Consider the following 22,958-nt stretch of genomic DNA (forward strand, 5'->3'; position numbering starts at 1 on the left):
TCACACACCTGAGCCTGAGATTACAATGCTGCTTCGTCAGTTTCGCCGGTACGAATACGAATCACACGCTGCAACTCCGCAACGAAAATTTTGCCGTCACCAATCTTGCCGGTGTAAGCCGCTTTACTAATCACATCAATCACTTCATCCAGCTGGTCATCGGCGATAGCGATATCAATTTTGACTTTCGGCAGGAAGTTAACGCTGTACTCCGCACCGCGATAAAGCTCCGCATGTCCTTTCTGGCGACCAAAGCCTTTGACTTCCGTTACGGTCAGCCCCTGAATGCCTACAGAAGAGAGCGCTTCACGCACATCTTCCAGTTTGAATGGTTTGATCACCACGGTAACCAGCTTCATATTGCCACTCCTCGAAGTAAGAGCCCTGTCGCGTTAAACATGCGCCCGATACATCTGTTTAAAGCAAAGGGTGTGCCATAAATGATTTTGCGTGTGAATAGAGGGGATTAGGGCGTCACCAGCCATAGGCCGCAGAACCGGGCGGCGTAATTTGACTTAAGGCGTCCCAAGGAAAGAATAGACCCGCCTCCTTTTAGTGCAATGCGCCTTCAGAAAGTGCAACAGCAGGGTTTCAGGCGGAACGGTTGCCTGATCATGGTGCGAAAGCGGGCGGAACAGCAAACAGAAGAAAGCAGGGAGGGAATAGCGAAGGAATAGCGAGGCCCACAAACGGGCCCCGCCAAAACACATCAGGAAGAAACCGGCACCTGCGGGGCAGTGGCGGCCGCGGGTTGCGCGGTCTCTGCGTCCAGTTGCTCCCCGACCAGTTGCATCTGGTACATCTGGGCGTAGCGGCCCTGTTGTGCCAGCAGCCGGGCATGGGTGCCCTTTTCAACCGCCTGCCCGCGGTGCAACACCAGAATGGTGTCGGCATCCACTACGGTAGAGAGCCGGTGGGCAATCACCACCAGCGTGGTACGCTCACGGATTGCCCGCAACGCCCGCTGGATGGCCTGTTCAGTGCCGGAGTCGATGTTGGCGGTCGCTTCATCCAGAATCAGGATCTGCGGGGCCTGCACTAGCACCCGCGCCATGGCCAGCAACTGTTTTTGCCCAACAGAGAGGTTATTCCCCTGCTCACCCAACCGCGTGTGGATGCCTTCCGGCATCTCACGGATCAGATCCGCCAGCTGAACGGTTTCCAGCGCCAGCCAGACTTCCTGTTCATCGATTTCACGCCCCAGCGTCACGTTGGCATAAACGGACTCAGCCAGCACCACCGGGTCTTGCTGCACCATCGCCACGCCCTGGCGCAGCGCCCGGTGGGATAATGACGAAAGCGGCCGCCCGTCCAGCCGGATCTGCCCCTCACTCAGCGGGTAATAGCCCATCAGCAAATTGGCCAGTGTGCTTTTGCCGCTGCCGGTATGGCCGACCAGCGCCACAAACCCGCGTGACGGCACCACCAGTGAGATATGTTCCAGCACCTTTTTATCATCACGGTAGGCGAAGCTGACATCATCAATCTCAATGCAGCCGCTGGTCAGCGGGCGATCGTCGCCGCCATACTGCTGCTGAACCCGGTCCATCAACTCAAAGATGCGTTCACCGGCCACCACCGCCTGTTGCAGGATAGACTGCTGGGACGTGAGCTCAATCAGGGGTTCATTCAGCCGCCCCAGATAGTTGATAAAGGCATACAGCACCCCCACGCCCACACTGCCGACAGCGCTGAAGCCAAACAGCATCAGCAACCCGCACAACACCATGGTGGAGAACAGGCTCAGGAGCGGGCGCAGCAGAAAACCTTCAATACGCAGCGTCTGCATCCGGCCATGGTAATGCGCCCAGCTTGCGGCACTCAGGCGCTCGGCAAACCGCGCCTGTTGCCGGAATTGCTGGATCACGCTCATGCCGTTGATCACTTCATTAAAGCCGTCATTGATGTCCGCCAGATAACCGCGCACCCGGCGGGCAACCGGGGTGCTGTAACGCTGGTAGAGCATCATCACCACCAGCACCGCCGGGAAGATGCACACCGCAACCGACGCCATGCGCCAGTCCAGGCTGTACATCGCCACCAGCATGGCGCTGATCAGGGCCACACTGCGCAGTACCGTGGAGACCACCGTGACATAGAGATCGCGGATCACTTCCGTGTCATTGGTGACCCGCGAGATAAGCTGGCCTACCGGCTGAATATCAAACTCGCTCAGCGGCTGACGTAATGCCGCATCCATCACATCGATCCTGAGCGTCTGCACCACCCCGACCGCCGCCCGGTTAAACAGGATGGACTGGAAATAGTGCAGGGCCGCCGCCAACAGGTTGAGCAGGATATACCCGGCGGCCAGCCCGGCCACCAGCCCGAGCGGCAGGCTGCCGCGGGCGACCACATGGTCGATGAAATAGCTGATCAGCAACGGCCCGCCGACTTCAGCCGCCGCCGCCACCCACAGCATCAGGACTGCCAGCCCCAGCGGCTTGCGATAAGGGGAGCCGTACGCCAGCAGGCGTTTCAGGGTCGGCCACATTGACTGGAATTTAGGCATCACCGGCCTCCTTCTGCTCTGCCGGCAGCGCCGGTTCATCCAGGGCTGCTTCAAGTTGTTGATAGCGGTACATATCACGGTACCAGCCCGGCTGGGCAGCCAGCGTGTCATGATCACCGCGCTGCATCACCGTGCCCTGGTTAAGCACCAGAATCTCATTGGCCTCTGTCAGGGCCGAAAGACGGTGCGCGCTGATGATCACCGTGCGGTTGCTGCCCCACTGCCGCAGGTTATTGAGGATGTCATGTTCAGTGCGGCCATCCACGGCGGAAAGCGCGTCATCCAGAATCAGGATCTCCGCCTCCAGCAGCAGTGCGCGGGCGATGGCAATACGCTGTTTCTGCCCGCCGGAGAGCATTACCCCCCGTTCGCCCACTTCCGTTTCATAGCCTTGCGGCAGACGCAGGATGTCATCATGGACGCTGGCCAGCCTCGCCGCCTGCTCAATTTGTGCCGGGGTGGCTTCCGGGCGGCCCAGCGCGATATTTTGCGCCACGCTGTCAGAGAACAGGAACGGTGTCTGGCTGACGACCGCCAGCCGCCCGCGCCAGTCGTCCAGTTTGATCGTCTGGAGCGTCAGGCCGTGATAACGGATCTCCCCTTCGCTGACGTCAAACTGGCGCTGCACCAGCCCCAACAAGGTGCTTTTTCCGGCACCGGTCGGGCCGCACAGGCCAAGCATCTGCCCCGGTTGCAGGCGGAAGCTGACATCATGCAGCGCTGCATGGCTGTTTTCCGGGTAGTGGAACTGCGCAATGCGCACCTGCAACTCACCGCGCCCGGCCGGCAGCGGCTGGTCACCGTCCGTGACTGAAGGCGCTTCTTTCAGCAGGCTGCGGATGCGGCTGTAAGCGGCACTGCCGCGCTCAACGATGTTAAACATCCAGGCCAGCGCCAGCATCGGCCAGATCATCAGCCCCAGATACATCACAAAACTGGTCAGTTGCCCCAGCGTTAACGTGCCGTGCACCACCAGCCAGCTGCCGCCGCCGATTGCCAGCAGGTTAGCCATACCGATGGCGACATAAATCGTCGGGTCAAACCGCGCATCTACCCGCGCTACCCGCAGGTTTTTGGCCCCGGCATCGGCGGCAACGCGCGCAAACTGCCCGGACTGATGGTCCTCCAGCCCAAACGCCTTGATCATCCGGATGCTGGTCAGGCTCTCCTGCGTCTGGTCATTCAGCGAGGAAAATGCCGCCTGAGCGGATTTGAAGCGGTGATGCAGTTGATCACCATAGCGTTTAATCACCATCGCCATGATGGGCATCGGCACCAGCGACAGCAACGTCAGTTGCCAGCTGATCTGCGTACTCATCACCACCAGCACCGCACAGCCCATCACCAGCGAATCCACCAGGGTCAGCACCCCTTCCCCGGCAGCAAATACCACGCGATCCACATCGTTGGTGGCGCGCGCAATCAAATCACCGGTGCGGTGACGCAGATAAAAGGCCGGGTGCTGGCGGCTGAGCTGGCGGTAAAAACGCTCACGCAGCTCGACCGCCAGTTGGTAAGAGGCACCAAACAGCAGCACGCGCCACACATAACGCAGCAGGTACACTGCAACGGAGGTCGCCAGGATCACGCCAATCCACCCGAACACCGCCGCCGTGGAGAGGCGCTTCTGGGTGATGCCGTCCACAATCACGCCGACCAGTTTTGGCGGCAGCAGTTGCAGAATGGCGATGATAACCAGCAAGGCAATGGCGCCCAGATAGCGACGCCATTCCCGGCGAAAATACCAGCCTAGTTGTGCAAACAATCTCACAAGATTTTATTCCCAAAAAATGAAGCATCCCTGCATCGGACTCTTTCCGCTCAAGCAGCATAGAAGAAGCCGGAGAAAAAGCGATGAGGTGCCGGTTATTCCGGCAGCGGCAGGGCCGTGGTGTATTTAATCCTTTCCATCGCAAAACTGGAGGTCACCTCGATCAGGCCGGGCACCCCATTTACCAGTTTTTTATAGAAAATGTCGTAACTTTTCATGTCAGCCACCTGAATTTGCAGCAGATAATCGTATTCCCCCGCCATCCGGTAGAAGGCCAGCACCTCGGGCATCTGCTCTGTCTGGCTGACAAAATGCTGGTACCATTCGCGGTTATGCTGCTGGGTTTTAACCAGCATAAATGCGGTGAGGCCCAGGCCCAGTTTGTCCCCGTCGAGCAGGGCCACCCGGCCGCGGATATAGCCGCTATCCTCCAGCCTTTTCAGCCGTTTCCAGCAGGGTGTCGAGGTCAGGTTGACCGACTCAGCCAGCGCCTGAAGCGATAACGTGCAGTCCTGTTGCAACAGGCGCAACAGCGTACGATCGATTTTATCCAACATACGGGCCTTCCTGAGAAAAATTTTCTCCTATGTCGCCATTTCACAGGCAAGATAGCAACCCTTTTTTCCGGCTAACCGCGTACCCTTAGCTACCCTGACTTCACTGCCCTTGCCGAGAGATGTTATGACTGCCTCCTGGGTCAGACGCGCCATCCACGAAATCGACGCTGATTTCCAGCGCTCTGCCGACACACACCTGATCCGCCTGCCGCTGCCGGAGTTTCCGGGGATCGCCCTCTACCTGAAAGATGAGAGCACCCACCCCAGCGGCAGCCTGAAACACCGTCTGGCGCGTTCACTGTTTCTCTATGCGCTGTGCAATGGCTGGCTGCGCGAAAATACCCCGGTGATTGAGGCGTCCTCCGGCAGCACTGCCATCTCGGAAGCGTACTTTTCCCGCCTGCTGGGCCTGCCGTTTATTGCCGTGATGCCGGCCAGCACCGCCCGCCGCAAAATTGAGCAGATCGAATTTTATGGCGGCCGCTGCCACTTTGTGGAACAGACCGGGCAGATCTATGCGGCGTCAGAACATCTGGCCCACGACCTGGGCGGCCACTACATGGATCAGTTTACCTACGCTGAACGGGCCACCGACTGGCGCGGAAATAACAATATTGCCGACAGCATTTATCGTCAGATGTCGCGGGAGCCGTTTCCCATCCCGCGTTATGTGGTGATGGGTGCCGGCACCGGCGGCACCTCCGCTACGCTGGGGCGTTATATCCGTTACCAGGGCCATGCGACGCAACTGGTGGTGGTTGACCCGGAGCACTCCGTGTTTTACGACTACTACCACCAGCGTAACCCGCTGCTGACCTCCGCCTGCGGCAGCCGGATCGAAGGTATCGGCCGGCCGCGCGTGGAGCCCTCATTTATTCCCGATGTCATTGACCGGATGATTCAGGTACCGGATGCCGCCAGCCTGGCCGCGTTGACCTGGCTGACGCGGGTGCTGGGGCGGCGCGCCGGTGCCTCCACCGGCACCAATATTTATGGCGCGCTGCTGCTAGCGGCCGAGATGCGCGCGCGGGGTGAACAAGGGTCGATTGTGACACTGCTGTGTGACAGCGGTGAGCGTTACCCGGACACCTACTATAACGAGAGCTGGATAAACCAGCATATTGGCGACACCTCACCCTATCTGGAGCGGCTTATGTCCGGCTTTTCCGGCAACTGAGCCGCGCCTGCCGCCGCGCAGCTGTTCAAACTGCGCCGGGGAAAGTACCCTATAGTGATTGATGCCCGGCCGGACACCGGCCGGGTTTGCACGATAACAAGGTAAGCATGACATGAAACGAGCAGTAGTGGTGTTCAGTGGCGGCCAGGATTCAACCACCTGCCTGATCCAGGCCCTGGCGCAATATGATGAAGTACACTGCATCACCTTTGATTATGGCCAACGGCACCGGGCAGAGATCGAGGTGGCGCAAAAGCTCTCAGCCGGGTTGGGCGCACGGGCGCATAAAGTCCTGGACGTCGGCCTGTTGAACGAACTGGCCATCAGCAGCCTGACGCGCGATAACATCCCGGTTCCCAGCTACGGCAGTGAAGCGGCCGGTCAATTGCCGAGTACCTTCGTGCCGGGGCGCAATATCCTGTTCCTGACGCTGGCCTCGATTTACGCCTACCAGATTGAGGCGGAAGCCGTAATCACCGGCGTCTGTGAAACTGACTTCTCCGGCTACCCTGATTGCCGGGACGAGTTCGTTAAGGCGCTGAACCAGGCAGTTTCCCTGGGGCTGGCGCGCGATGTCCGGTTTGAAACGCCGCTGATGTGGCTGAACAAAGCGGAAACCTGGGCGCTGGCGGACTATTACGGGCAACTGGATCTGGTACGCCGCGACACCCTGACCTGTTACCACGGCATTCAGGGAGACGGTTGCGGTGAATGTGCAGCCTGTCACCTGCGGGCAAATGGCCTGGCAGTCTATCAACAGGATCGTGCCGGGGTAATGGCAAGCCTGAAGCAAAAAAGCGGCCTGCAATAAGCAGCCGGTGTTTTCCCCTGTCATCTGATGATCATGCCCCTGCTGGGGCATGATGCGCCCGGCATCTGCCGGGTAACTGCCACGATCCCTTTACAGGCAAAAAGATCGCTCTGCGGATAACCCGATCCCCCCGGCTCAGGAAGGCAACGCGTTATCCTGCTGTTCAAGCTGACGTAATTTTTCCAACAACTCCCCTTCCAGCGGCAGCGCTTTCTGGCTTTTTAAATCAATACAGACGAACGTCAGCGCGGCATCCGCCACGGTTTCCCCGTCCCGGTCCCGCGTGACGACCTGGCTGACCACGCCGCTGCGTCCGTTAAGGCGCTCCAGCCGGCTGTCAATCCGCAGTCTGTCGCCCAGCACTGCCGGCGTGCGGTAGTTGATATTAATGTTCACCACAATAAAGGCGATATGGCGCTCTTTCATCCAGTGGAAACCCTCTAAGGCGGACAGCCATTCCCAGCGGGCCTCTTCAAGAAACTCCAGATAACGGGCGTTATTGACGTGCTGGTAGACATCGATATGAAATCCCCGGACGTTTATAAAAGTCTGCATAGCGGTGCTTTCTCTCTTTTAGCAACAAGTGGATAGGGTTCCGGCCGATAGCTGAAGTGCGCCCGCAGGCGCACTGGTCGGATCACTTTCTGAGCGTAGCAGAATCCCTGAGGCGCTGAGAAAAAGCGTGAGGCAACGCGAAGCGGCTCACAAAACCATCCGGTCACGGTTGCGTTCAATCAGTGACGGGCCGATGCCGGGCACCTCCTGTAACTGCTCCACATCCGTAAACAGGCCTGACTCTTCGCGGTAACGGACAATCGCTTCCGCTTTCTTAAGCCCTACCCCGTTCAACCCGTCAGACAGTGCCTGCGCGTCCGCGGTGTTGATATTCACCTTCTCCACCGGTGACGTGACGTTGGCGTTAGCGTTCGGCGTCACGGGCGCTTTCTCCGCTTTTTTTGCCGGCACCGTGCTGGATGACGCCGCGTCTCCGTTTGGCGCGGCATGCAGCATTACCGGCAAGGTAGAAAGGCCTAATGCCAGAGCGAGGGAAAGTGAGGTAATACCTAATTTTTTCATGCTGTATCTCCTTATGTTGTTCAGCACGCACACAATGCCGAAAATCAAAAAGAGACACAAAGACCAGATGTTAAATGTGGAAAAGGCCGCGAAAGCGGCCTTTGTGTGTTGCAACGTATTACATTTTACTGGAAGCGTTATTCCACCTGGGCCGCGCTGCCCAGTTCAATGTCACCGGACTTGCGCAGGCTGGCAATCAGCGCATCGAAGGTGATATTGGTTGCGCCTTCTTTAATCTGGCCGGAGAAGTTCGCCACTTCATCGGCCGGCAGTTTGCCTGGGGTCACCGCATCCAGCGCGACGATCACCACATTGCCTTTCTCATCACGGGTCACGCCGTAGCTCGGTTTGCCGGATTGGGGTTGCGGCAGGGCATACACGCTCTGCTCAAAAGCAGAAGGCTGTTGAGAGCGCTGGAGTTTCTGCGTATCACCAAAGCTCAGGCCGGCGGTTTTCAGCGCCTCATCCCCTTTCCCTTCTTTCAGGGCAGTCAGGATTTTTTGCGCGTCAGCCTGCGCCTGCGCCTGGGCTTTCTGGCGTTTAACCTGGGCCAGCACCGCGTCACGCACCTCAGCAAATGGCTTCACACCCTGCGGTTTATGCGCATCCACACGGACGACGAAAGCACGGTCGCCATCTGCCGTAATGACGTTGGAGTTGCTGCCCGGCGCACCGCCCTCACCCAACAGCGAGCCATCAAACAGGGCATCGGCAACGGGTTTGGCACTCAGTGCCTGTGGGAGGGTCTGCTGGGTGAACCAGTCAGTGTGCACGGCTTTGATACCGGACACCTCTTCTGCTGACGCCAGAGATTCGTTGTCATTGGTGGCCGCTTCACTGACTTTCTGTTGCAGCGCATAGTAGGCGTCCAGCGCTTTTTCCTGCTTCAGCTTGGCCAGCACGTCATTGCGCACCTCTTCCAATGGCTTCAGCTTGGCCGGCTCCACATCGTTCAGGCGCAGCACCAGATAACCGGAAGAGGATTTGATCACGCCGGACACCTGCCCTTTTTCAGTCAGGTTGGCGCTTTTGAAATCGTCCAGGGTCGTTTCCGGCTCCATCCACTCCAGCTCACCGCCGCGTTTGCCGGTGAAGGTGTCGGTGGATTTGGTTTTGGCCAGTTCAGCAAAATCCGCGCCTTTTTTCAGTTCCGCCAGCACTGCATCAGCGTCTGCCTGCGTTTTCAGCACGATGACCGCGAACTTCTTACGCTCCGGCTGACCAAAGGTATTTTTGTGTTGGTCGTAGTATGCAGCCACCTCGGCATCACTGACGGTGACTTTATCCTGCAGGGCGGCGGCATCCATCTCCAGGTAGCTGACTTTCAGCTGCTGGGGCGCAATAAACTCGTTCTGATGCTGGTCGTAATAGCCTTTCAGCTCCTCATCGGCAGCCGTCTGTTTGGCGGCCAGCGCCTCGGTATCAAAGGCGGCCACGCGCACATCACGCGCCTGCAACACCAGAGCTGCCAGGCTGTCTGCTTCAGATGGCAAGACAAATTCACTGCCGCCAAAGACCTGGTTCAGCTGTTGTGCCTGCAACTGGCGGCGAACCACCTGCGCATAGCCGTCCGGCGTGTAGCCGCTGCCGCGCACCATCGCCAGGTATTTATCATTATCGAATTGATTATTCGTCTGGAAAGCCGGCGTCTTCAGGATGCTCTGCTTAACCTGCTCGTCGCTGATGGCGATACCCAGTTTTTTGGCGTACTGGTCAATGAGGGTGACATCAATCAGCTGGTTCAGCACCTGCTGGCGCAACTGCTGCATATACTGTTCATTACCGGCCAGGACGGAAAACTGCTCGCCCAATTGCTGCTGCATACGGGCGCGTTCATTCTGGAAGGCCTGTTCAAACTGGGCGCGGTTAATCTCCTGGCCGTTCACCTTAGCGGCATAATTGCCGGAACCACCGATCAGGTAGTTGCCCACCCCGGTCAAAACGAACGAAAGAATAATGAGAGCCAGGATGATCTTGAGCACGACATGGTTAGACGCCGCGCGTAAATTGTCCATCATAGTGTGACAACACTCCGCTGTAGTAGAGATTAACAACCCTGCGCAGGCATTGGTGCCCGGCGCGTCCTGCGCCGCTGCGCGGTAGCGCGAAAGGTCAGGAAAACCGGGCGTCGGCCCGCATCCTGCCTGTGCTGTAAATAAAAAAAGCGCATCGTTTTTGATGCGCCTTGTATCTTACCTTACCAGGCAAGTGACGTCAGGTGATAGTTTGAGACAAAGGGTGCTTGTCACACAAACTGCCCAACAGTAATTAGTTTACTGAATCTTTCAATGCCTTACCTGCACGGAAACCGGGTACTTTGGCTGCCGGAATGGCAATCTCTTCACCGGTTTGCGGGTTACGGCCGGTACGGGCAGCGCGTTCACGGACGGTAAACGTCCCAAACCCGACCAGTGCCACTTCCTCACCCTGTTTCAGTGTGTCAGTGACTGACTCAATAATGGCGTCCAGCACACGTCCGGCCGCGGCTTTTGAAATGTCAGCCCCTGCGGCAATGTTGTCGATCAATTGTGATTTATTCACTTTGTCATCCCCTCTTGAAATCTTTGGCCGCGCGGCAAAAGTCCTTGGTGCGCGGCTGCGCTGCTTTTATATCAAGCCTGCCGGGCCTATGCAAGCCACCGCCGCACGCCCTGCCTGCGCGCCGGCGCTGCGTTTCCGGCATAAAAAAAACCGGCAAGTCATCATTGACTTGCCGGTTTCAGCGTCCATCACCTAAGGTTCAGCGGTTATTTTGCAGCAACCGGCTGAGCACCAAAGGCCGGGTTTTGCAGCGCAAAGTTCAGCACTTCGTCGATGCGTTTAACCGGGTGGATTTCCAGATCGGCAATCACGTTGTCTGGGATCTCTTCCAGATCGCGGCGGTTCTCGTCCGGAATCAGCACCACTTTGATGCCGCCGCGATGCGCAGCCAGCAGTTTCTCTTTCAGGCCGCCGATCGGCAGCACCTGGCCACGCAGCGTGATTTCGCCGGTCATCGCCACATCAGCGCGTACCGGGTTGCCGGTCAGGCAGGACACCAGCGCTGTGCACATGGCGATACCCGCACTTGGGCCATCTTTCGGTGTCGCCCCTTCCGGCACATGCACATGGATGTCGCGTTTTTCGTAGAAGTCCGGGTTGATACCCAGCTTGTCCGCACGCGCACGTACCACAGTCAGTGCCGCCTGAATCGACTCCTGCATCACTTCACCCAGCGAACCGGTGTAGGTCAGCTTGCCTTTGCCCGGCACACAGGCGGTTTCGATGGTCAGCAGATCGCCGCCCACTTCCGTCCAGGCCAGCCCGGTCACCTGACCGATGCGGTTTTCGGTATCGGCCCGGCCATAATCGACCCGCTGCACACCGAGGTAATCTTTCAGGTTGTCACCGGAGATGGTGATGTGCTTGACGGTCTTATCCATCAGCAGCTGTTTCACCGCCTTGCGGCACAGTTTAGAGATTTCACGCTCCAGGCTGCGCACACCGGCTTCACGGGTGTAGTAACGGATAATGCCGACGATGGCACTGTCCTCTACCGTGAGTTCACCTTTTTTCAGCGCGTTACGTTCAATTTGCTTCGGCAGCAGGTGCTGTTTGGCAATATTGAGCTTCTCGTCTTCGGTATACCCGGACAGGCGGATCACTTCCATACGGTCCAGCAACGGTGCCGGAATGTTCATGGAGTTTGAGGTCGCCACGAACATCACATCGGAGAGATCGTAATCCACTTCCAGGTAGTGGTCGTTAAACGCCACGTTCTGTTCCGGGTCCAGCACTTCCAACAGGGCAGACGCCGGGTCACCGCGCATGTCAGATGACATCTTGTCGATCTCATCGAGCAGGAACAGCGGGTTACGCACCCCGACCTTGGCCATTTTCTGGATCAGTTTGCCCGGCATAGAACCGATGTAAGTACGGCGGTGACCGCGGATTTCCGCTTCATCACGCACGCCGCCCAGCGCCATACGCACATACTGGCGACCGGTCGCCCGCGCAATGGACTGCCCCAGGGAGGTTTTACCTACCCCCGGCGGCCCCACCAGGCAGAGGATCGGGCCTTTGATTTTGCTGACGCGGCTCTGTACGGCGAGGTACTCAAGAATACGATCCTTGACCCGCTCCAGGCCGTAATGATCGGTATCGAGCACTTCCTGTGCCTTCACCAGATCTTTTTTCACCTTGCTGCGGTTATTCCACGGCACCTGCAACATCCAGTCGATGTAGCTGCGCACCACGGTCGCCTCGGCAGACATCGGTGACATCATCTTCAGCTTTTGCAGTTCGGCTTCGGTTTTTTCCTTGGCCTCTTTCGGCATTTTTGCCGCGTCGATTTTACGCTTCAGCGCTTCATTTTCATCCGGCGCGTCATCCATCTCGCCAAGCTCTTTCTGAATGGCCTTCATCTGCTCATTCAGGTAGTACTCGCGCTGGCTCTTTTCCATCTGTTTTTTAACGCGGTTACGGATGCGTTTCTCAACCTGCAACAGGTCGATTTCAGATTCCATCATCGCCATCAGGTACTCCAGACGTTCGGTAATGTCGAACATCTCCAGTACGGATTGCTTATCAGCCAGCTTCAGCGGCATGTGGGCGGCGATGGTATCGGCCAGGCGCGCGGCGTCGTCAATGCTGTTCAGGGAAGTCAGCACTTCCGGTGGGATCTTTTTATTAAGCTTGATGTAGCCTTCAAACTGGTTGATGGCCGTGCGGACCAGCACTTCCTGCTCGCGCTCATCAATGGCTGGCGAGTCCAGGTATTCCGCTTCAGCGGCAAAGTGCTCACCGTTGTCGGACAGCGTGGTAATACGCGCACGCTGTAACCCTTCAACCAGCACTTTTACTGTGCCGTCCGGCAGCTTCAGCATCTGCAGAATAGACGCTACCGTACCGACAGAAAACAGATCGTTGACGCCCGGTTCATCCGTTGAGGCCTCTTTTTGCGCCACCAGCATGATCTTTTTATCGTGATCCATTGCGGCTTCAAGGCACCGTATTGATTTTTCCCGGCCAACAAACAACGGGATCACCATGTGCGGATAAACCACCACATCGCGCAGAGGCAATACGGGGATTTCTATGCGTTCGGAACGCTCAGGATTCATAGAGCTCTCTCTTAGTTTAGCTTCCGCCAGGTTAAAGAAATCTCGTGAAACACCAGATTTCCGGGTTTCAGCAAGTAGGATACTGAGTATATGGGGATGAATATCTTACATTCAACGACAAGAATGCGAGGAAAAAAAAATGGGGGATGATTTCCCCCATTTGATGTTTAACGTACTGGAATGTTTGGCTAATTATTCGCCGGATGCTTGCTGGGCTTCATGTTTGCCATAAATCAGCATCGGCTCAGACTGGCCGGCAATCACCGACTCGTCAATCACCACTTTATCCACGCTGTCCATTGACGGCAGGTCATACATGGTGTCCAGCAGCGCACCTTCCACGATAGAGCGCAGGCCGCGGGCACCGGTTTTACGGGCCATCGCTTTCTTGGCAATCGCGTTCAGGGCTTCGTCGCGGAATTCCAGCTCAACGCCTTCCAGGTTGAACAACGCCTGATACTGTTTGGTCAGGGCGTTTTTCGGCTCTTTCAGGATCTGAATCAGCGCGTCTTCGCTCAGTTCGCTCAGGGTCGCGACCACCGGCAGACGGCCAATGAACTCAGGGATCAGACCAAACTTAATCAAATCTTCTGGTTCAGCCTGCGCCAGCAACTCGCCTTCAGTGGCTTTTTCAGATTTACCCTTCACTTCCGCACCGAAGCCAATGCCGGTCCCGGTATTGATACGCTGACCGATCACCTTGTCCAGGCCGGCAAATGCGCCGCCACAGATAAACAGGATTTTCGAGGTATCAACCTGCAGGAATTCCTGCTGCGGATGTTTACGGCCGCCCTGCGGCGGAACCGCAGCCACGGTGCCTTCGATCAGTTTCAGCAGCGCCTGCTGCACACCTTCACCGGAGACGTCGCGGGTAATTGACGGGTTGTCTGACTTACGGGAGATCTTGTCAATCTCATCGATGTAGACAATGCCGCGCTGTGCTTTCTGCACGTCATAGTCGCATTTCTGCAACAGTTTCTGGATGATGTTTTCCACATCCTCACCCACATAACCGGCTTCGGTCAGTGTGGTGGCGTCCGCCATGGTGAACGGCACATCCAGGAAACGCGCCAGGGTTTCGGCCAGCAGGGTTTTACCGCTGCCGGTCGGGCCGATCAGCAGAATGTTACTTTTACCCAGCTCGATCCCATTGCTGGAATCGCCGTTGCGCAGGCGTTTGTAGTGGTTGTACACCGCCACCGCCAACACTTTCTTCGCCTGTTCCTGGCCAATGACGTAGTCATCCAGGTGGTTGCGGATTTCGTGCGGGGTCGGGAGTGCGCTGCGCTCACGGTGGGGCGCAACTTCTTTAATCTCTTCGCGAATAATGTCGTTACACAGATCAACACATTCATCGCAGATATACACTGACGGCCCGGCAATCAGCTTACGCACTTCATGCTGGCTTTTGCCGCAAAAAGAGCAGTACAGCAGCTTTCCTGAACCGTCTTTGCGCTTATCTGTCATCAGTAAACCTCTTCTCTAGTATCTGTCCTGCCGCAACACACGGCAGAAGCATGACCAGTTAACGAACCTTTCCGCTGCTGGCCGCCGATGCGTTAACTGTGAAAAACACAGTAGCTTCACCCAGTATAGCGCATCGGTCCGTACTCATTAGTGTCAGGCGCGGTGGGTCAGAACTGAATCGACCAGACCATACTCTACAGATTGTTCTGCAGACATGAAACGGTCACGCTCAGTGTCACGCTCTATCACTTCAAGAGACTGCCCCGTATGTTTCGCCATCAGCTCATTCATGCGGGCTTTGACTTTCAGGATCTCTTTCGCATGGATTTCGATGTCTGACGCCTGGCCCTGGAAACCGCCCAGTGGCTGGTGAATCATCACGCGTGAGTTCGGCAGGCAGAAACGTTTGCCCTTGGCACCGGCGGCCAGCAGGAATGAACCCATAGAGCACGCCTGGCCCATACAGATGGTGCTGACGTCGGGTTTGATAAACTGCATGGTGTCATAAATTGACATGCCGGCAGTGATCACCCCGCCTGGGGAGTTAATGTACAGGAAGATGTCTTTTTCCGGGTTTTCCGCTTCCAGGAACAGCATCTGCGCCACGATCAGGTTGGCCATGTGATCTTCCACCTGGCCGGTCAGGAAGATGACGCGCTCCTTCAACAGGCGGGAGTAGATATCGTATGAACGCTCACCGCGGGAAGTCTGCTCTACCACCATTGGTACCAGAGCCATGTTAGGTGCTAATTGATCTCGTTCGCCACTGTATGACATCACCGTCTCCTAGAATTAATTCACTTTGGCGCCATTAAAACCGATTCTACTTGAGTTGGCCGCTGAAGACCATGCTCAAGCGCCCGGCCGCCCCTGCCGAAAACGGTGGTCGTCCCCTCATGCAGATCGATGGAAACCGTACCCCTAAGCAGTGGGGGCGCCTGCTGCGCTTTTCAAGCGCGCCCGGATAATTTGCCCGCTGCCTGCCCCGCTGCCTGTTGGTGATAATCTGTACACCCACCGGGCGGCTGTCTCACATACCGCACCGGCCACCAGGGTAAGCAGCGATACCAACATATTGAATATAGTGTAAATCAGGGCAAAAGAAATGGGAATTTTAGCGGCAGCCGCGAGGGCAATAAAGAAAGCCCACGGGATCCCGTGGGCCTGGCAGAGAGAACCGGGCAGAACCCGGTTCAGCAATCAACTCAGGCAGAAGCCTGGTTCATCAGGTCAGTGAAAGAGGTTTCTTTTTCAGTGACTTTCGCTTTGGCCAGCAGGGTTTCAACCGCCTGCTCTTCCAGTGCGACGTTACGCATGTTGTTCATCAGTTCTTTGTTCTTGCTGTAGAACTCAATCACTTCCTGCGGATCTTCGTACGCGGAGGCCATCTCTTCGATCAGGGCTTTCACACGATCTTCGTCAGCTTTCAGCTCGTTTTTGCTGATCACTTCGCCCAGCAGCAGGCCAACCACAACACGGCGTTTGGCTTGCTCTTCGAACAGCTCACGCGGCAGTTCCAGCGCTTGCTTCTCGTTGCCGCCGAAACGCTGAGCCGCCTGACGGCGCAGAACGTCGATTTCGCCGTCAACCAGGGCAGCCGGCACGTCGATTGGGTTGGCGTTAACCAGACCGTCGATTGCCTGGGTTTTCACACGGTTACGCACTGCGCCTTTCAGCTCGCGCTCCATGTTTTTACGGACTTCAGCACGCAGGCCTTCCAGAGAACCCTCTGCCACGCCGAAACGTTTGATGAAATCTTCGGTCAGCTCCGGCAGTTCACGCTGTTCAACTTTCTTCAGCACGATAGCGAACTGCGCGGCTTTCCCTTTCAGGTTTTCAGCGTGGTAATCTTCCGGGAAGTTCACGTCGATGGTGAACTCTTCACCCGCTTTATGACCTACCAGACCTTCTTCGAAGCCTGGGATCATGCGGCCCTGGCCCATTGCCAGCACGAAGTCAGAGGCTTTGCCGCCATCAAACTCTTCGCCGTCGATAGAGCCGTTGAAGTCAACCGTCACGCGGTCTTCTGCCTGGGCAGCAGCGTCAGTCTCTTTCCACTCAGCCTGTTGCTTGCGCAGGGTTTCCAGCATCGCATCAACGTCGCTTTCGTTTACGGAAACAACCGGCTTCTCAACTTCGATGCCTTCCAGATCTTTCAGTTCCACTTCCGGGTAGACTTCAAACTCTACCGCGAAGGTGAAATCTTCACCTTCTTTGTACTCGCCCGGCACGTAGTTCGGTGCGCCGGCCGGGTTAATTTTTTCTTTGATGATCGCGTCAACAAAATTGCGCTGCATCAGATCGCCCAGCACGTCCTGACGGACGGAGGCGCCATAGCGCTGTTCCACGATATTCATCGGCACTTTGCCTTTGCGGAAGCCGTCGATACGGACGTTTTTCGCTGCGTTGATCAGCTCTTTTTTTACTGCCTGATTGATAACATCAGCCGGTACAGTAATAGAGAGACGGCGCCCAAGGCCTTGAGTGGTTTCTACTGAAACTTGCATCTTGTTACCTCAAAAAAATCAAAGTGCTCGGTCAACTCCAGAAGCCGTTCTCAAAATGAGAGCCCAGGGACTGCTTACTTTGAAAACGGCTTCTAAGAACCAGGACGGCCGCTTTACCAGAACCCATTCCCTGTTTTCAGAAGCGTCCCGAAACCATTCCGGAAAATAAGACGCAGCATTATAGCGGCGCAAGCCGTGCGAGTCGAGGAGGTGACGGCGCCCATGAGGCGCTAAATCTCACACTTCCGGTGTTTTACTCGCCAAACTGCCTGTTACCCTGCTGCTGACCTGTTATCCATGCAAAAGTAAAGGAAACAAAAACGGCCCGCGGGCCGTTTTATCGATTCGTCTTTATTAATACCCTATTTGCGGTGAAAAGTTCCACTCACCGCGCATCAGGGAGACCGCATCCGGCTGTACCGGCTAAGCCAGCGTGCCGGCCCCGCGGCAGGGAGGTGAGGCCGGCACCGTGTCCTGCAACCCTTCCCACTCTTTCAGCGTATAGGTATGGAGCGCCAGAGCATGTACGCCATCAGAAAGTTCCTCTGACAATACGCCGTAAATCGCGCGGTGCCGGGTCAGGAAGCGTTCGCCCACAAACCGGTCCGAAACCATGATCACTTTGAAATGACTCTCTGAACCGGCCGGCACGTTATGGCGATAACTTTCATCCGCCACTTCCAGATGCACAGGTTCAAACGCCGCCCTTAATTTTGCTTCGATTTGCTCGCGAATCATAAAGATCTCCTTATTACACCAGCAGAGAGCTGCGCCCCATCTGTTTCAATATTAGTCGGTTTTAAATTTGTTAGCGTTCCGCTTGTGCAAATTTGTCGGCGAAAGCGCTGAAAAAGTCAATGTCCTTCCCCGGCGGCAGGGGGGCCGGGGCACAGCATAAATCGTTATCCGGTTGAAAAGGCATAAATTGGCCGGTGGCGCTGCCGGAATGTGTAAAAAAAACGCTGAGAGGTGCAAATCTGCGCACCGGGATCTTCCCCCACCGGACGGCGGTGTTATGATGTCGGCCATTGCGCATTGCCCATTCACAATAATGAAAGAGATGTGACCATGTTAAAAAAAATGATCTTCCCTTTGCTGGCCGCCCTGATGCTGGCCGGTTGCGCCACCAGCAGCAATACCCTGAATGTCACCCCGAAAATGGTGTTGCCGACCCAGGATCCGACCCTGATGGGCGTGACCGTCAGCATCAACGGTTCTGACCAGCGTCAGGATCAGGCACTGGCCAAAGTGAACCGTGAAGGCCAGCTGGTGACGCTGACCCCGTCCCGCGATCTGCGTTTCCTGCTCCAGGAAGTGCTGGAGAAACAGATGGGCGCCCGGGGTTATATGATCGGCGCTGACGGCGCGGTTGACCTGCAAATTGTGGTCAACAACCTGTTTGCCGATGTCCAGGAAGGTAACCTGCGCTACAACATCACCACCAAAGCGGACATCTCCATCATCGCCACGGCGAAGAACGGCAGCAAGCAGGTGAAAAACTACCGCTCAACCTATAACGTCCAGGGGGCCTTCACCGCCACCAACGACAAAATCACCAATGCGGTCAACACCGTGCTGGGTGATGTCATTGCCGATATGGCGCAGGACACCAGCGTCAGCGAGTTCATCAAACAGAACGCCCGCTGATCCCCGCCTGACCGGTGGCCCGGCAGCGGGCCACCGGGTTGTTGTGTGAGATGAGGCCGGGGCGCACCCTGCCTTTCTTCCTGCAACACCCTCACCCTTTTCCTCTCTTTGCCAGCCTGCGGAACCCTGCCATGCTCAGCCGAACCCTCAGCCTTTTCACCCAACGCAACAGTGTGGTCATGCTGCTGCTCGGCTTTGCCTCCGGCCTGCCGCTGGCGCTGACCTCCGGCACGTTACAGGCGTGGATGACCGTTGAGAATGTGGACCTCAAAACCATCGGCTTCTTTTCGCTGGTCGGCCAGGCCTATGTGTTTAAGTTTTTCTGGTCACCTTTAATGGATCGCTACACGCCGCCCTTCCTGGGGCGGCGGCGCGGCTGGCTGCTGCTGACCCAGCTGTTGCTGATTGGGGCCATTTTCGCGATGGGCTTTATGCAACCGGCCAGGGACCTCTGGTGGCTGGCGGCGCTGGCGGTGGCGGTGGCCTTCCTCTCGGCCTCCCAGGACATTGTGTTCGACGCCTATAAAACTGACCTGCTTAATGCAGAGCAGCGGGGCGCGGGCGCAGCCGTCTCGGTGCTGGGGTACCGGCTGGCGATGCTGATTTCCGGCGGGCTGGCGCTGTGGCTGGCGGACCGCTATCTCGGCTGGCAAGCCACCTACTGGCTGATGGCCGCCCTGATGCTGGTGGGCGTGGTCACGACCCTGCGCGCCCCGGAGCCGGACACCCATGCCGGTGTGCCGCGCACGCTGGAGCAGGCGATCATGGCACCGTTGCGTGATTTCTTTGGCCGCAACAACGCCTGGCTTATCCTCTGCCTGATTGTGCTCTACAAAATGGGGGATGCGTTCGCCGGCAGCCTGAGCACCACCTTTTTGATCCGGGGCGTCGGGTTTGAGGCGGGCGAGGTTGGGCTGGTCAACAAAACCCTGGGGCTGGCGGCCACCATCGTCGGCGCGCTGTATGGCGGCGCAGTGATGCAACGGCTGTCGCTGTTCCGTGCCCTGCTGATTTTCGGCCTGTTGCAGGCGGTATCGAATGCCGGTTACTGGCTGCTCGCCATTACCGATAAGCACCTGATCAGTATGGCCGTGGCGATCTTCTTTGAGAACCTGTGCGGCGGCATGGGCACCGCGGCCTTTGTCGCGCTGCTGATGGCGCTGTGCAATAAGTCATTTTCCGCCACCCAGTTTGCCCTGCTCTCGGCACTGTCGGCGGTAGGCCGCGTGTATGTCGGCCCGGTGGCGGGCTGGTTTGTGGAAGCACACGGCTGGCCGCTGTTTTATCTCTTCTCCATTGTGGCGGCGGTGCCGGGGCTGCTGCTGCTTGTCGCCTGCCGCCGTACGCTGGAGTATGCACAGCACCATGAAGACGCCATTCCGCGTACCCAATTTGCCCAGGCCTACCGCTGGGCATTCCGCCTGTTTGCCCTGGGGTGTGTGGTGCTGCTGGTCTGGCTGGGTGGGCTGGCGTTCTCTGCCCTGACCGGCGCGGCCCTGGGCGGCGTGCTGACGCCGCTGTTTGAAACCGGGATGGCGCTGGGGATTGGTGGGATTCTCTGGGGGGCCGGGCTGGACTATGCTGCACAACGGCATCCTGCCCCGGTTATTTAAGGCTGCCGGGCGGAGCTGGCTAAAAAATGAGCAAATTTGCCGCATAAGGAAAGGGCTTGCGGCTATTTCCAGCGCATCTTGCAGAAAATGCCCCCAGCCCTCACCCTTTTTAATTAACAGCGACTTTCCCAATGTTCTTTTTTTTCGGTAGCAGACTTATTTTATTTTTCACTTTAATTACACAAGTTGTTTACATAATTTAAACTTCGAATTTCTAAACATTTCTGGTTGGCGGAATAATCACGCCCTTTACCTGTTATTTTTTCAGCAAATAGATTAAAAATCCGCAGCTTAGTTGTCACAACGCGTTGTTGCCATTAGGAAATCATCACCTACTGTTACAGGTGTGACCATGTTAACATAAAGTGTCAACACCGCGTTGACGCACACTTAAGCGTGTTTACAGTACTGCAACCTTCCCGTAAAATGCCCGCACACATGAAACGACAATAGAGCCCTTGTAATTGAGGTCGTTAGATGAGACTTAAGAAATACAATAAAAGTATTGGGATGTTGTCTTTATTTGCAACTACGGTAATGCTCAGTGGTTGCGATACGGCATTAATGGATCCCAAGGGAGCAATTGGACACGAGCAACGAACACTGATTCTGACTGCTATCGGCTTAATGCTGATCGTGGTTATTCCAGTGATCATTATGGCTTTCGCCTTTGCCTGGAAGTATCGCGCTTCCAACACAGACGCTAAGTACAGTCCAAACTGGTCCCACTCCAACAAGATCGAAGCTGTGGTCTGGACCGTTCCAATCATTATCATTGCCATCCTGGCAACGATAACCTGGAAAACCACCCACTCTTTGGACCCCTTCAGACCTATCGCCAGCGACCAAAAACCGCTGACAATTGAAGTGGTCGCCCTGGACTGGAAATGGCTGTTTATCTATCCGGAACAAGGTATCGCCACCGTCAATGAGATCGCTATCCCGAAAAACGTGCCTGTGCAGTTTAAGGTCACGTCTGACACGGTAATGAACTCATTCTTTATTCCCCAACTGGGCGGACAAATCTATGCGATGGCCGGTATGCAGACTCAGCTGCATCTGATCGCGAATGAAGCAGGAACCTATAAAGGGATCTCCTCTAACTTCAGCGGTCGCGGCTTCTCCGGGATGAAGTTCAATGCTATCGCGACGCCAAACCAGCAAGAGTTTGATAACTGGGTGGCAAAAGTGAAGCAGGCGCCTAACACCCTGAACAGCACGGATGAGTTCAACAAACTGGCTGCGCCGAGCGAAGCACATCCGGTTGAGTACTTCTCCAGCGTGAAAGCGGGTCTGTTCAAGGAAGTCATTGGTAAATTTATGGGCGAGATGAAATCGCACAAAGATATCGATGCCATGCCGGACGGTATGGACATGAGCAAAGGCATGGACATGGGTGAGCACGCAAAAGCCGGAGCCGAGGAATAAAAGATGTTCGGAAAATTAACGCTTGATGCGGTTCCGTACCACGAACCCATCATTATGATTACCCTTGCAGTTGTTGCTGTTCTTGGAGCCGGCATTGTCGGTGCCTTGACGTATTTCGGCAAATGGAAGTATCTGTGGACGGAATGGCTGACCTCCGTTGACCACAAAAAACTCGGTATCATGTACATCATCGTGGCATTCGTTATGTTGCTGCGTGGTTTCGCCGATGCCATCATGATGCGTGGCCAACAGGCCCTCGCCTCTGCCGGGGAAGCAGGCTTCCTGCCGCCTCATCACTATGACCAAATCTTTACCGCGCATGGCGTAATCATGATCTTCTTCATGGCGATGCCGTTCGTTATTGGTCTGATGAACATCGTGGTGCCGTTGCAAATCGGTGCGCGCGACGTGGCCTTCCCGTTCCTGAACAACCTGAGCTTCTGGTTCACCGCGGTTGCTGTGGTACTGATCAACATCTCTCTGGGTGTGGGTGAGTTCGCGCAGACCGGCTGGCTGGCCTATCCGCCGTTGTCAGGCAAGGAGTTCAGCCCGGGCGTGGGGGTGGATTACTGGATCTGGAGCCTTCAGATTTCCGGTATCGGTACCCTGTTGACCGGTGTTAACTTCTTCGCGACCATCCTGCGTATGCGTGCGCCGGGTATGCCGCTGATGAAGATGCCGGTCTTTACCTGGGCCGCACTCTGCACCAACATCCTGATCATCGTTTCCTTCCCGATCCTGACTGTGACCATCGCGCTGTTGACGATGGACCGTTATCTGGGCACCCATTTCTTCACCAGTGATATGGGCGGCAACATGATGATGTATGTCAACCTGATCTGGGCATGGGGCCACCCGGAAGTGTACATCCTGGTACTGCCGGTGTTCGGTGTGTTCTCGGAAGTGACCGCGACCTTCTCCAAGAAGCGTCTGTTCGGTTACACCTCCCTGGTATGGGCAACCATCGCGATTACCGTTCTATCGTTCATCGTCTGGCTGCACCACTTCTTCACCATGGGGTCCGGCGCGAACGTTAACGCCTTCTTCGGTATCGCCACCATGATCATTTCCATCCCGACCGGGGTGAAAATCTTCAACTGGCTGTTCACCATGTATCAGGGCCGTATTCAGTTCAACTCCGCGATGCTGTGGACCGTTGGCTTCATCATCACCTTCTCCATCGGTGGGATGACCGGCGTACTGCTGGCCGTACCGGGCGCGGACTTCGTGCTGCACAACAGCCTGTTCCTGATCGCCCACTTCCACAACGTTATCATCGGTGGTGTGGT

General features: G+C 56.4%; 19 protein-coding genes. 6 read left to right on the top strand and 13 right to left on the bottom strand.

What is annotated here, in order from left to right; all coding sequences use genetic code 11:
- Positions 1 to 20: 20 nt before the first annotated feature.
- The 4 genes from glnK to CYR52_RS02500 all read right to left on the bottom strand — a co-directional run bounded on the left by glnK (position 21) and on the right by CYR52_RS02500 (position 4,840).
- Complete coding sequence (gene glnK, locus CYR52_RS02485) at positions 21 to 359, bottom strand: P-II family nitrogen regulator (protein ID WP_002208627.1); 339 nt, start codon at positions 357 to 359, stop codon at positions 21 to 23.
- Positions 360 to 709: 350 nt separating this feature from the next.
- A complete protein-coding gene (locus CYR52_RS02490) occupies positions 710 to 2,512 on the bottom strand; it encodes a SmdB family multidrug efflux ABC transporter permease/ATP-binding protein (RefSeq protein ID WP_072926482.1) in 1,803 nt (600 codons plus the stop codon).
- Positions 2,505 to 4,283, bottom strand: a complete 1,779-nt coding sequence (locus CYR52_RS02495; RefSeq protein WP_072926483.1) for a SmdA family multidrug ABC transporter permease/ATP-binding protein — start codon at positions 4,281 to 4,283, stop codon at positions 2,505 to 2,507. Before CYR52_RS02495 ends, CYR52_RS02490 begins: the two co-directional genes overlap by 8 nt.
- Positions 4,284 to 4,378: 95 nt before the next feature.
- Positions 4,379 to 4,840, bottom strand: a complete 462-nt coding sequence (locus tag CYR52_RS02500) for an Lrp/AsnC family transcriptional regulator (RefSeq protein WP_072926485.1) — start codon at positions 4,838 to 4,840, stop codon at positions 4,379 to 4,381.
- 124 nt (positions 4,841 to 4,964) lie between these two features.
- Between CYR52_RS02500 and CYR52_RS02505 the strand changes: the two genes are divergently transcribed.
- Together CYR52_RS02505 and queC are read left to right on the top strand one after the other, a co-directional pair.
- Positions 4,965 to 6,017 carry a PLP-dependent cysteine synthase family protein gene (locus CYR52_RS02505; protein WP_101827892.1) on the top strand — a complete coding sequence of 351 codons (1,053 nt, stop codon included), beginning with the start codon at positions 4,965 to 4,967 and terminating at the stop codon, positions 6,015 to 6,017.
- A 112-nt stretch (positions 6,018 to 6,129) separates the two neighbouring features.
- A complete protein-coding gene (queC, locus tag CYR52_RS02510) occupies positions 6,130 to 6,828 on the top strand; it encodes a 7-cyano-7-deazaguanine synthase QueC (RefSeq protein WP_101827893.1) in 699 nt (232 codons plus the stop codon).
- Between the two features lie 135 nt (positions 6,829 to 6,963).
- On the opposite strand, the gene CYR52_RS02515 is transcribed toward queC, so the two are convergent.
- The 9 genes from CYR52_RS02515 to bolA form a co-directional block, all read right to left on the bottom strand.
- Complete coding sequence (locus CYR52_RS02515) at positions 6,964 to 7,383, bottom strand: acyl-CoA thioesterase (protein ID WP_072926490.1); 420 nt, start codon at positions 7,381 to 7,383, stop codon at positions 6,964 to 6,966.
- A gap of 147 nt (positions 7,384 to 7,530) precedes the next feature.
- On the bottom strand, positions 7,531 to 7,905 hold the full coding sequence (locus CYR52_RS02520; protein ID WP_072926492.1) for a ComEA family DNA-binding protein: 375 nt from the start codon (positions 7,903 to 7,905) through the stop codon (positions 7,531 to 7,533).
- Positions 7,906 to 8,042: 137 nt separating this feature from the next.
- A complete protein-coding gene (ppiD, locus tag CYR52_RS02525; RefSeq protein ID WP_101827894.1) occupies positions 8,043 to 9,923 on the bottom strand; it encodes a peptidylprolyl isomerase in 1,881 nt (626 codons plus the stop codon).
- 250 nt (positions 9,924 to 10,173) lie between these two features.
- Positions 10,174 to 10,446, bottom strand: coding sequence for a nucleoid-associated protein HU-beta (gene hupB, locus CYR52_RS02530; RefSeq protein ID WP_072926496.1), 273 nt, complete (start codon positions 10,444 to 10,446; stop codon positions 10,174 to 10,176).
- Positions 10,447 to 10,652: 206 nt separating this feature from the next.
- Positions 10,653 to 13,007 (bottom strand): endopeptidase La, encoded by a 2,355-nt coding sequence (gene lon / locus CYR52_RS02540; protein WP_072926499.1) that lies wholly within the window; start codon positions 13,005 to 13,007, stop codon positions 10,653 to 10,655.
- A 192-nt stretch (positions 13,008 to 13,199) separates the two neighbouring features.
- Positions 13,200 to 14,474 (bottom strand): ATP-dependent protease ATP-binding subunit ClpX, encoded by a 1,275-nt coding sequence (clpX, locus tag CYR52_RS02545; protein WP_072926501.1) that lies wholly within the window; start codon positions 14,472 to 14,474, stop codon positions 13,200 to 13,202.
- Positions 14,475 to 14,627: 153 nt separating this feature from the next.
- Positions 14,628 to 15,251 (bottom strand): ATP-dependent Clp endopeptidase proteolytic subunit ClpP, encoded by a 624-nt coding sequence (clpP, locus tag CYR52_RS02550; RefSeq protein ID WP_072926503.1) that lies wholly within the window; start codon positions 15,249 to 15,251, stop codon positions 14,628 to 14,630.
- Between the two features lie 428 nt (positions 15,252 to 15,679).
- Positions 15,680 to 16,981, bottom strand: a complete 1,302-nt coding sequence (gene tig, locus CYR52_RS02555; RefSeq protein WP_072926505.1) for a trigger factor — start codon at positions 16,979 to 16,981, stop codon at positions 15,680 to 15,682.
- A gap of 423 nt (positions 16,982 to 17,404) precedes the next feature.
- The gene (gene bolA / locus CYR52_RS02565) at positions 17,405 to 17,719 is read right to left on the bottom strand and encodes a transcriptional regulator BolA (RefSeq protein WP_072926507.1); all 315 of its coding nucleotides are present in this window, start codon (positions 17,717 to 17,719) and stop codon (positions 17,405 to 17,407) included.
- A gap of 330 nt (positions 17,720 to 18,049) precedes the next feature.
- On the opposite strand from bolA, the gene CYR52_RS02575 reads away from it, so the two are divergent.
- The 4 genes from CYR52_RS02575 to CYR52_RS02590 form a co-directional block, all read left to right on the top strand.
- The gene (locus CYR52_RS02575) at positions 18,050 to 18,628 is read left to right on the top strand and encodes a lipoprotein (protein ID WP_072926903.1); all 579 of its coding nucleotides are present in this window, start codon (positions 18,050 to 18,052) and stop codon (positions 18,626 to 18,628) included.
- A gap of 131 nt (positions 18,629 to 18,759) precedes the next feature.
- Positions 18,760 to 20,241 carry a muropeptide MFS transporter AmpG gene (gene ampG / locus CYR52_RS02580; RefSeq protein WP_101827896.1) on the top strand — a complete coding sequence of 494 codons (1,482 nt, stop codon included), beginning with the start codon at positions 18,760 to 18,762 and terminating at the stop codon, positions 20,239 to 20,241.
- 477 nt (positions 20,242 to 20,718) lie between these two features.
- Complete coding sequence (cyoA, locus tag CYR52_RS02585; protein ID WP_072926512.1) at positions 20,719 to 21,669, top strand: cytochrome o ubiquinol oxidase subunit II; 951 nt, start codon at positions 20,719 to 20,721, stop codon at positions 21,667 to 21,669.
- A gap of 3 nt (positions 21,670 to 21,672) precedes the next feature.
- Positions 21,673 to 22,958: cbb3-type cytochrome c oxidase subunit I (locus CYR52_RS02590; protein ID WP_175578986.1), on the top strand; the 1,286-nt coding region annotated here is incomplete at its 3' end.

Origin of the sequence: Chimaeribacter arupi (assembly GCF_002858805.1) — a bacterium.
Lineage (GTDB): Bacteria > Pseudomonadota > Gammaproteobacteria > Enterobacterales > Enterobacteriaceae > Chimaeribacter > Chimaeribacter arupi.

Coding starts and splice junctions, on each gene's coding strand:
- glnK (WP_002208627.1), bottom strand. CDS start 359: ATGAAGCTGGTTACCGTGGTGATCAAACCATTCAAACTGGAAGATGTG.
- CYR52_RS02490 (WP_072926482.1), bottom strand. CDS start 2,512: ATGCCTAAATTCCAGTCAATGTGGCCGACCCTGAAACGCCTGCTGGCG.
- CYR52_RS02500 (WP_072926485.1), bottom strand. CDS start 4,840: ATGTTGGATAAAATCGATCGTACGCTGTTGCGCCTGTTGCAACAGGAC.
- CYR52_RS02505 (WP_101827892.1), top strand. CDS start 4,965: ATGACTGCCTCCTGGGTCAGACGCGCCATCCACGAAATCGACGCTGAT.
- queC (WP_101827893.1), top strand. CDS start 6,130: ATGAAACGAGCAGTAGTGGTGTTCAGTGGCGGCCAGGATTCAACCACC.
- CYR52_RS02515 (WP_072926490.1), bottom strand. CDS start 7,383: ATGCAGACTTTTATAAACGTCCGGGGATTTCATATCGATGTCTACCAG.
- CYR52_RS02520 (WP_072926492.1), bottom strand. CDS start 7,905: ATGAAAAAATTAGGTATTACCTCACTTTCCCTCGCTCTGGCATTAGGC.
- ppiD (WP_101827894.1), bottom strand. CDS start 9,923: ATGATGGACAATTTACGCGCGGCGTCTAACCATGTCGTGCTCAAGATC.
- lon (WP_072926499.1), bottom strand. CDS start 13,007: ATGAATCCTGAGCGTTCCGAACGCATAGAAATCCCCGTATTGCCTCTG.
- clpX (WP_072926501.1), bottom strand. CDS start 14,474: ATGACAGATAAGCGCAAAGACGGTTCAGGAAAGCTGCTGTACTGCTCT.
- clpP (WP_072926503.1), bottom strand. CDS start 15,251: ATGTCATACAGTGGCGAACGAGATCAATTAGCACCTAACATGGCTCTG.
- tig (WP_072926505.1), bottom strand. CDS start 16,981: ATGCAAGTTTCAGTAGAAACCACTCAAGGCCTTGGGCGCCGTCTCTCT.
- bolA (WP_072926507.1), bottom strand. CDS start 17,719: ATGATTCGCGAGCAAATCGAAGCAAAATTAAGGGCGGCGTTTGAACCT.
- CYR52_RS02575 (WP_072926903.1), top strand. CDS start 18,050: ATGTTAAAAAAAATGATCTTCCCTTTGCTGGCCGCCCTGATGCTGGCC.
- ampG (WP_101827896.1), top strand. CDS start 18,760: ATGCTCAGCCGAACCCTCAGCCTTTTCACCCAACGCAACAGTGTGGTC.
- cyoA (WP_072926512.1), top strand. CDS start 20,719: ATGAGACTTAAGAAATACAATAAAAGTATTGGGATGTTGTCTTTATTT.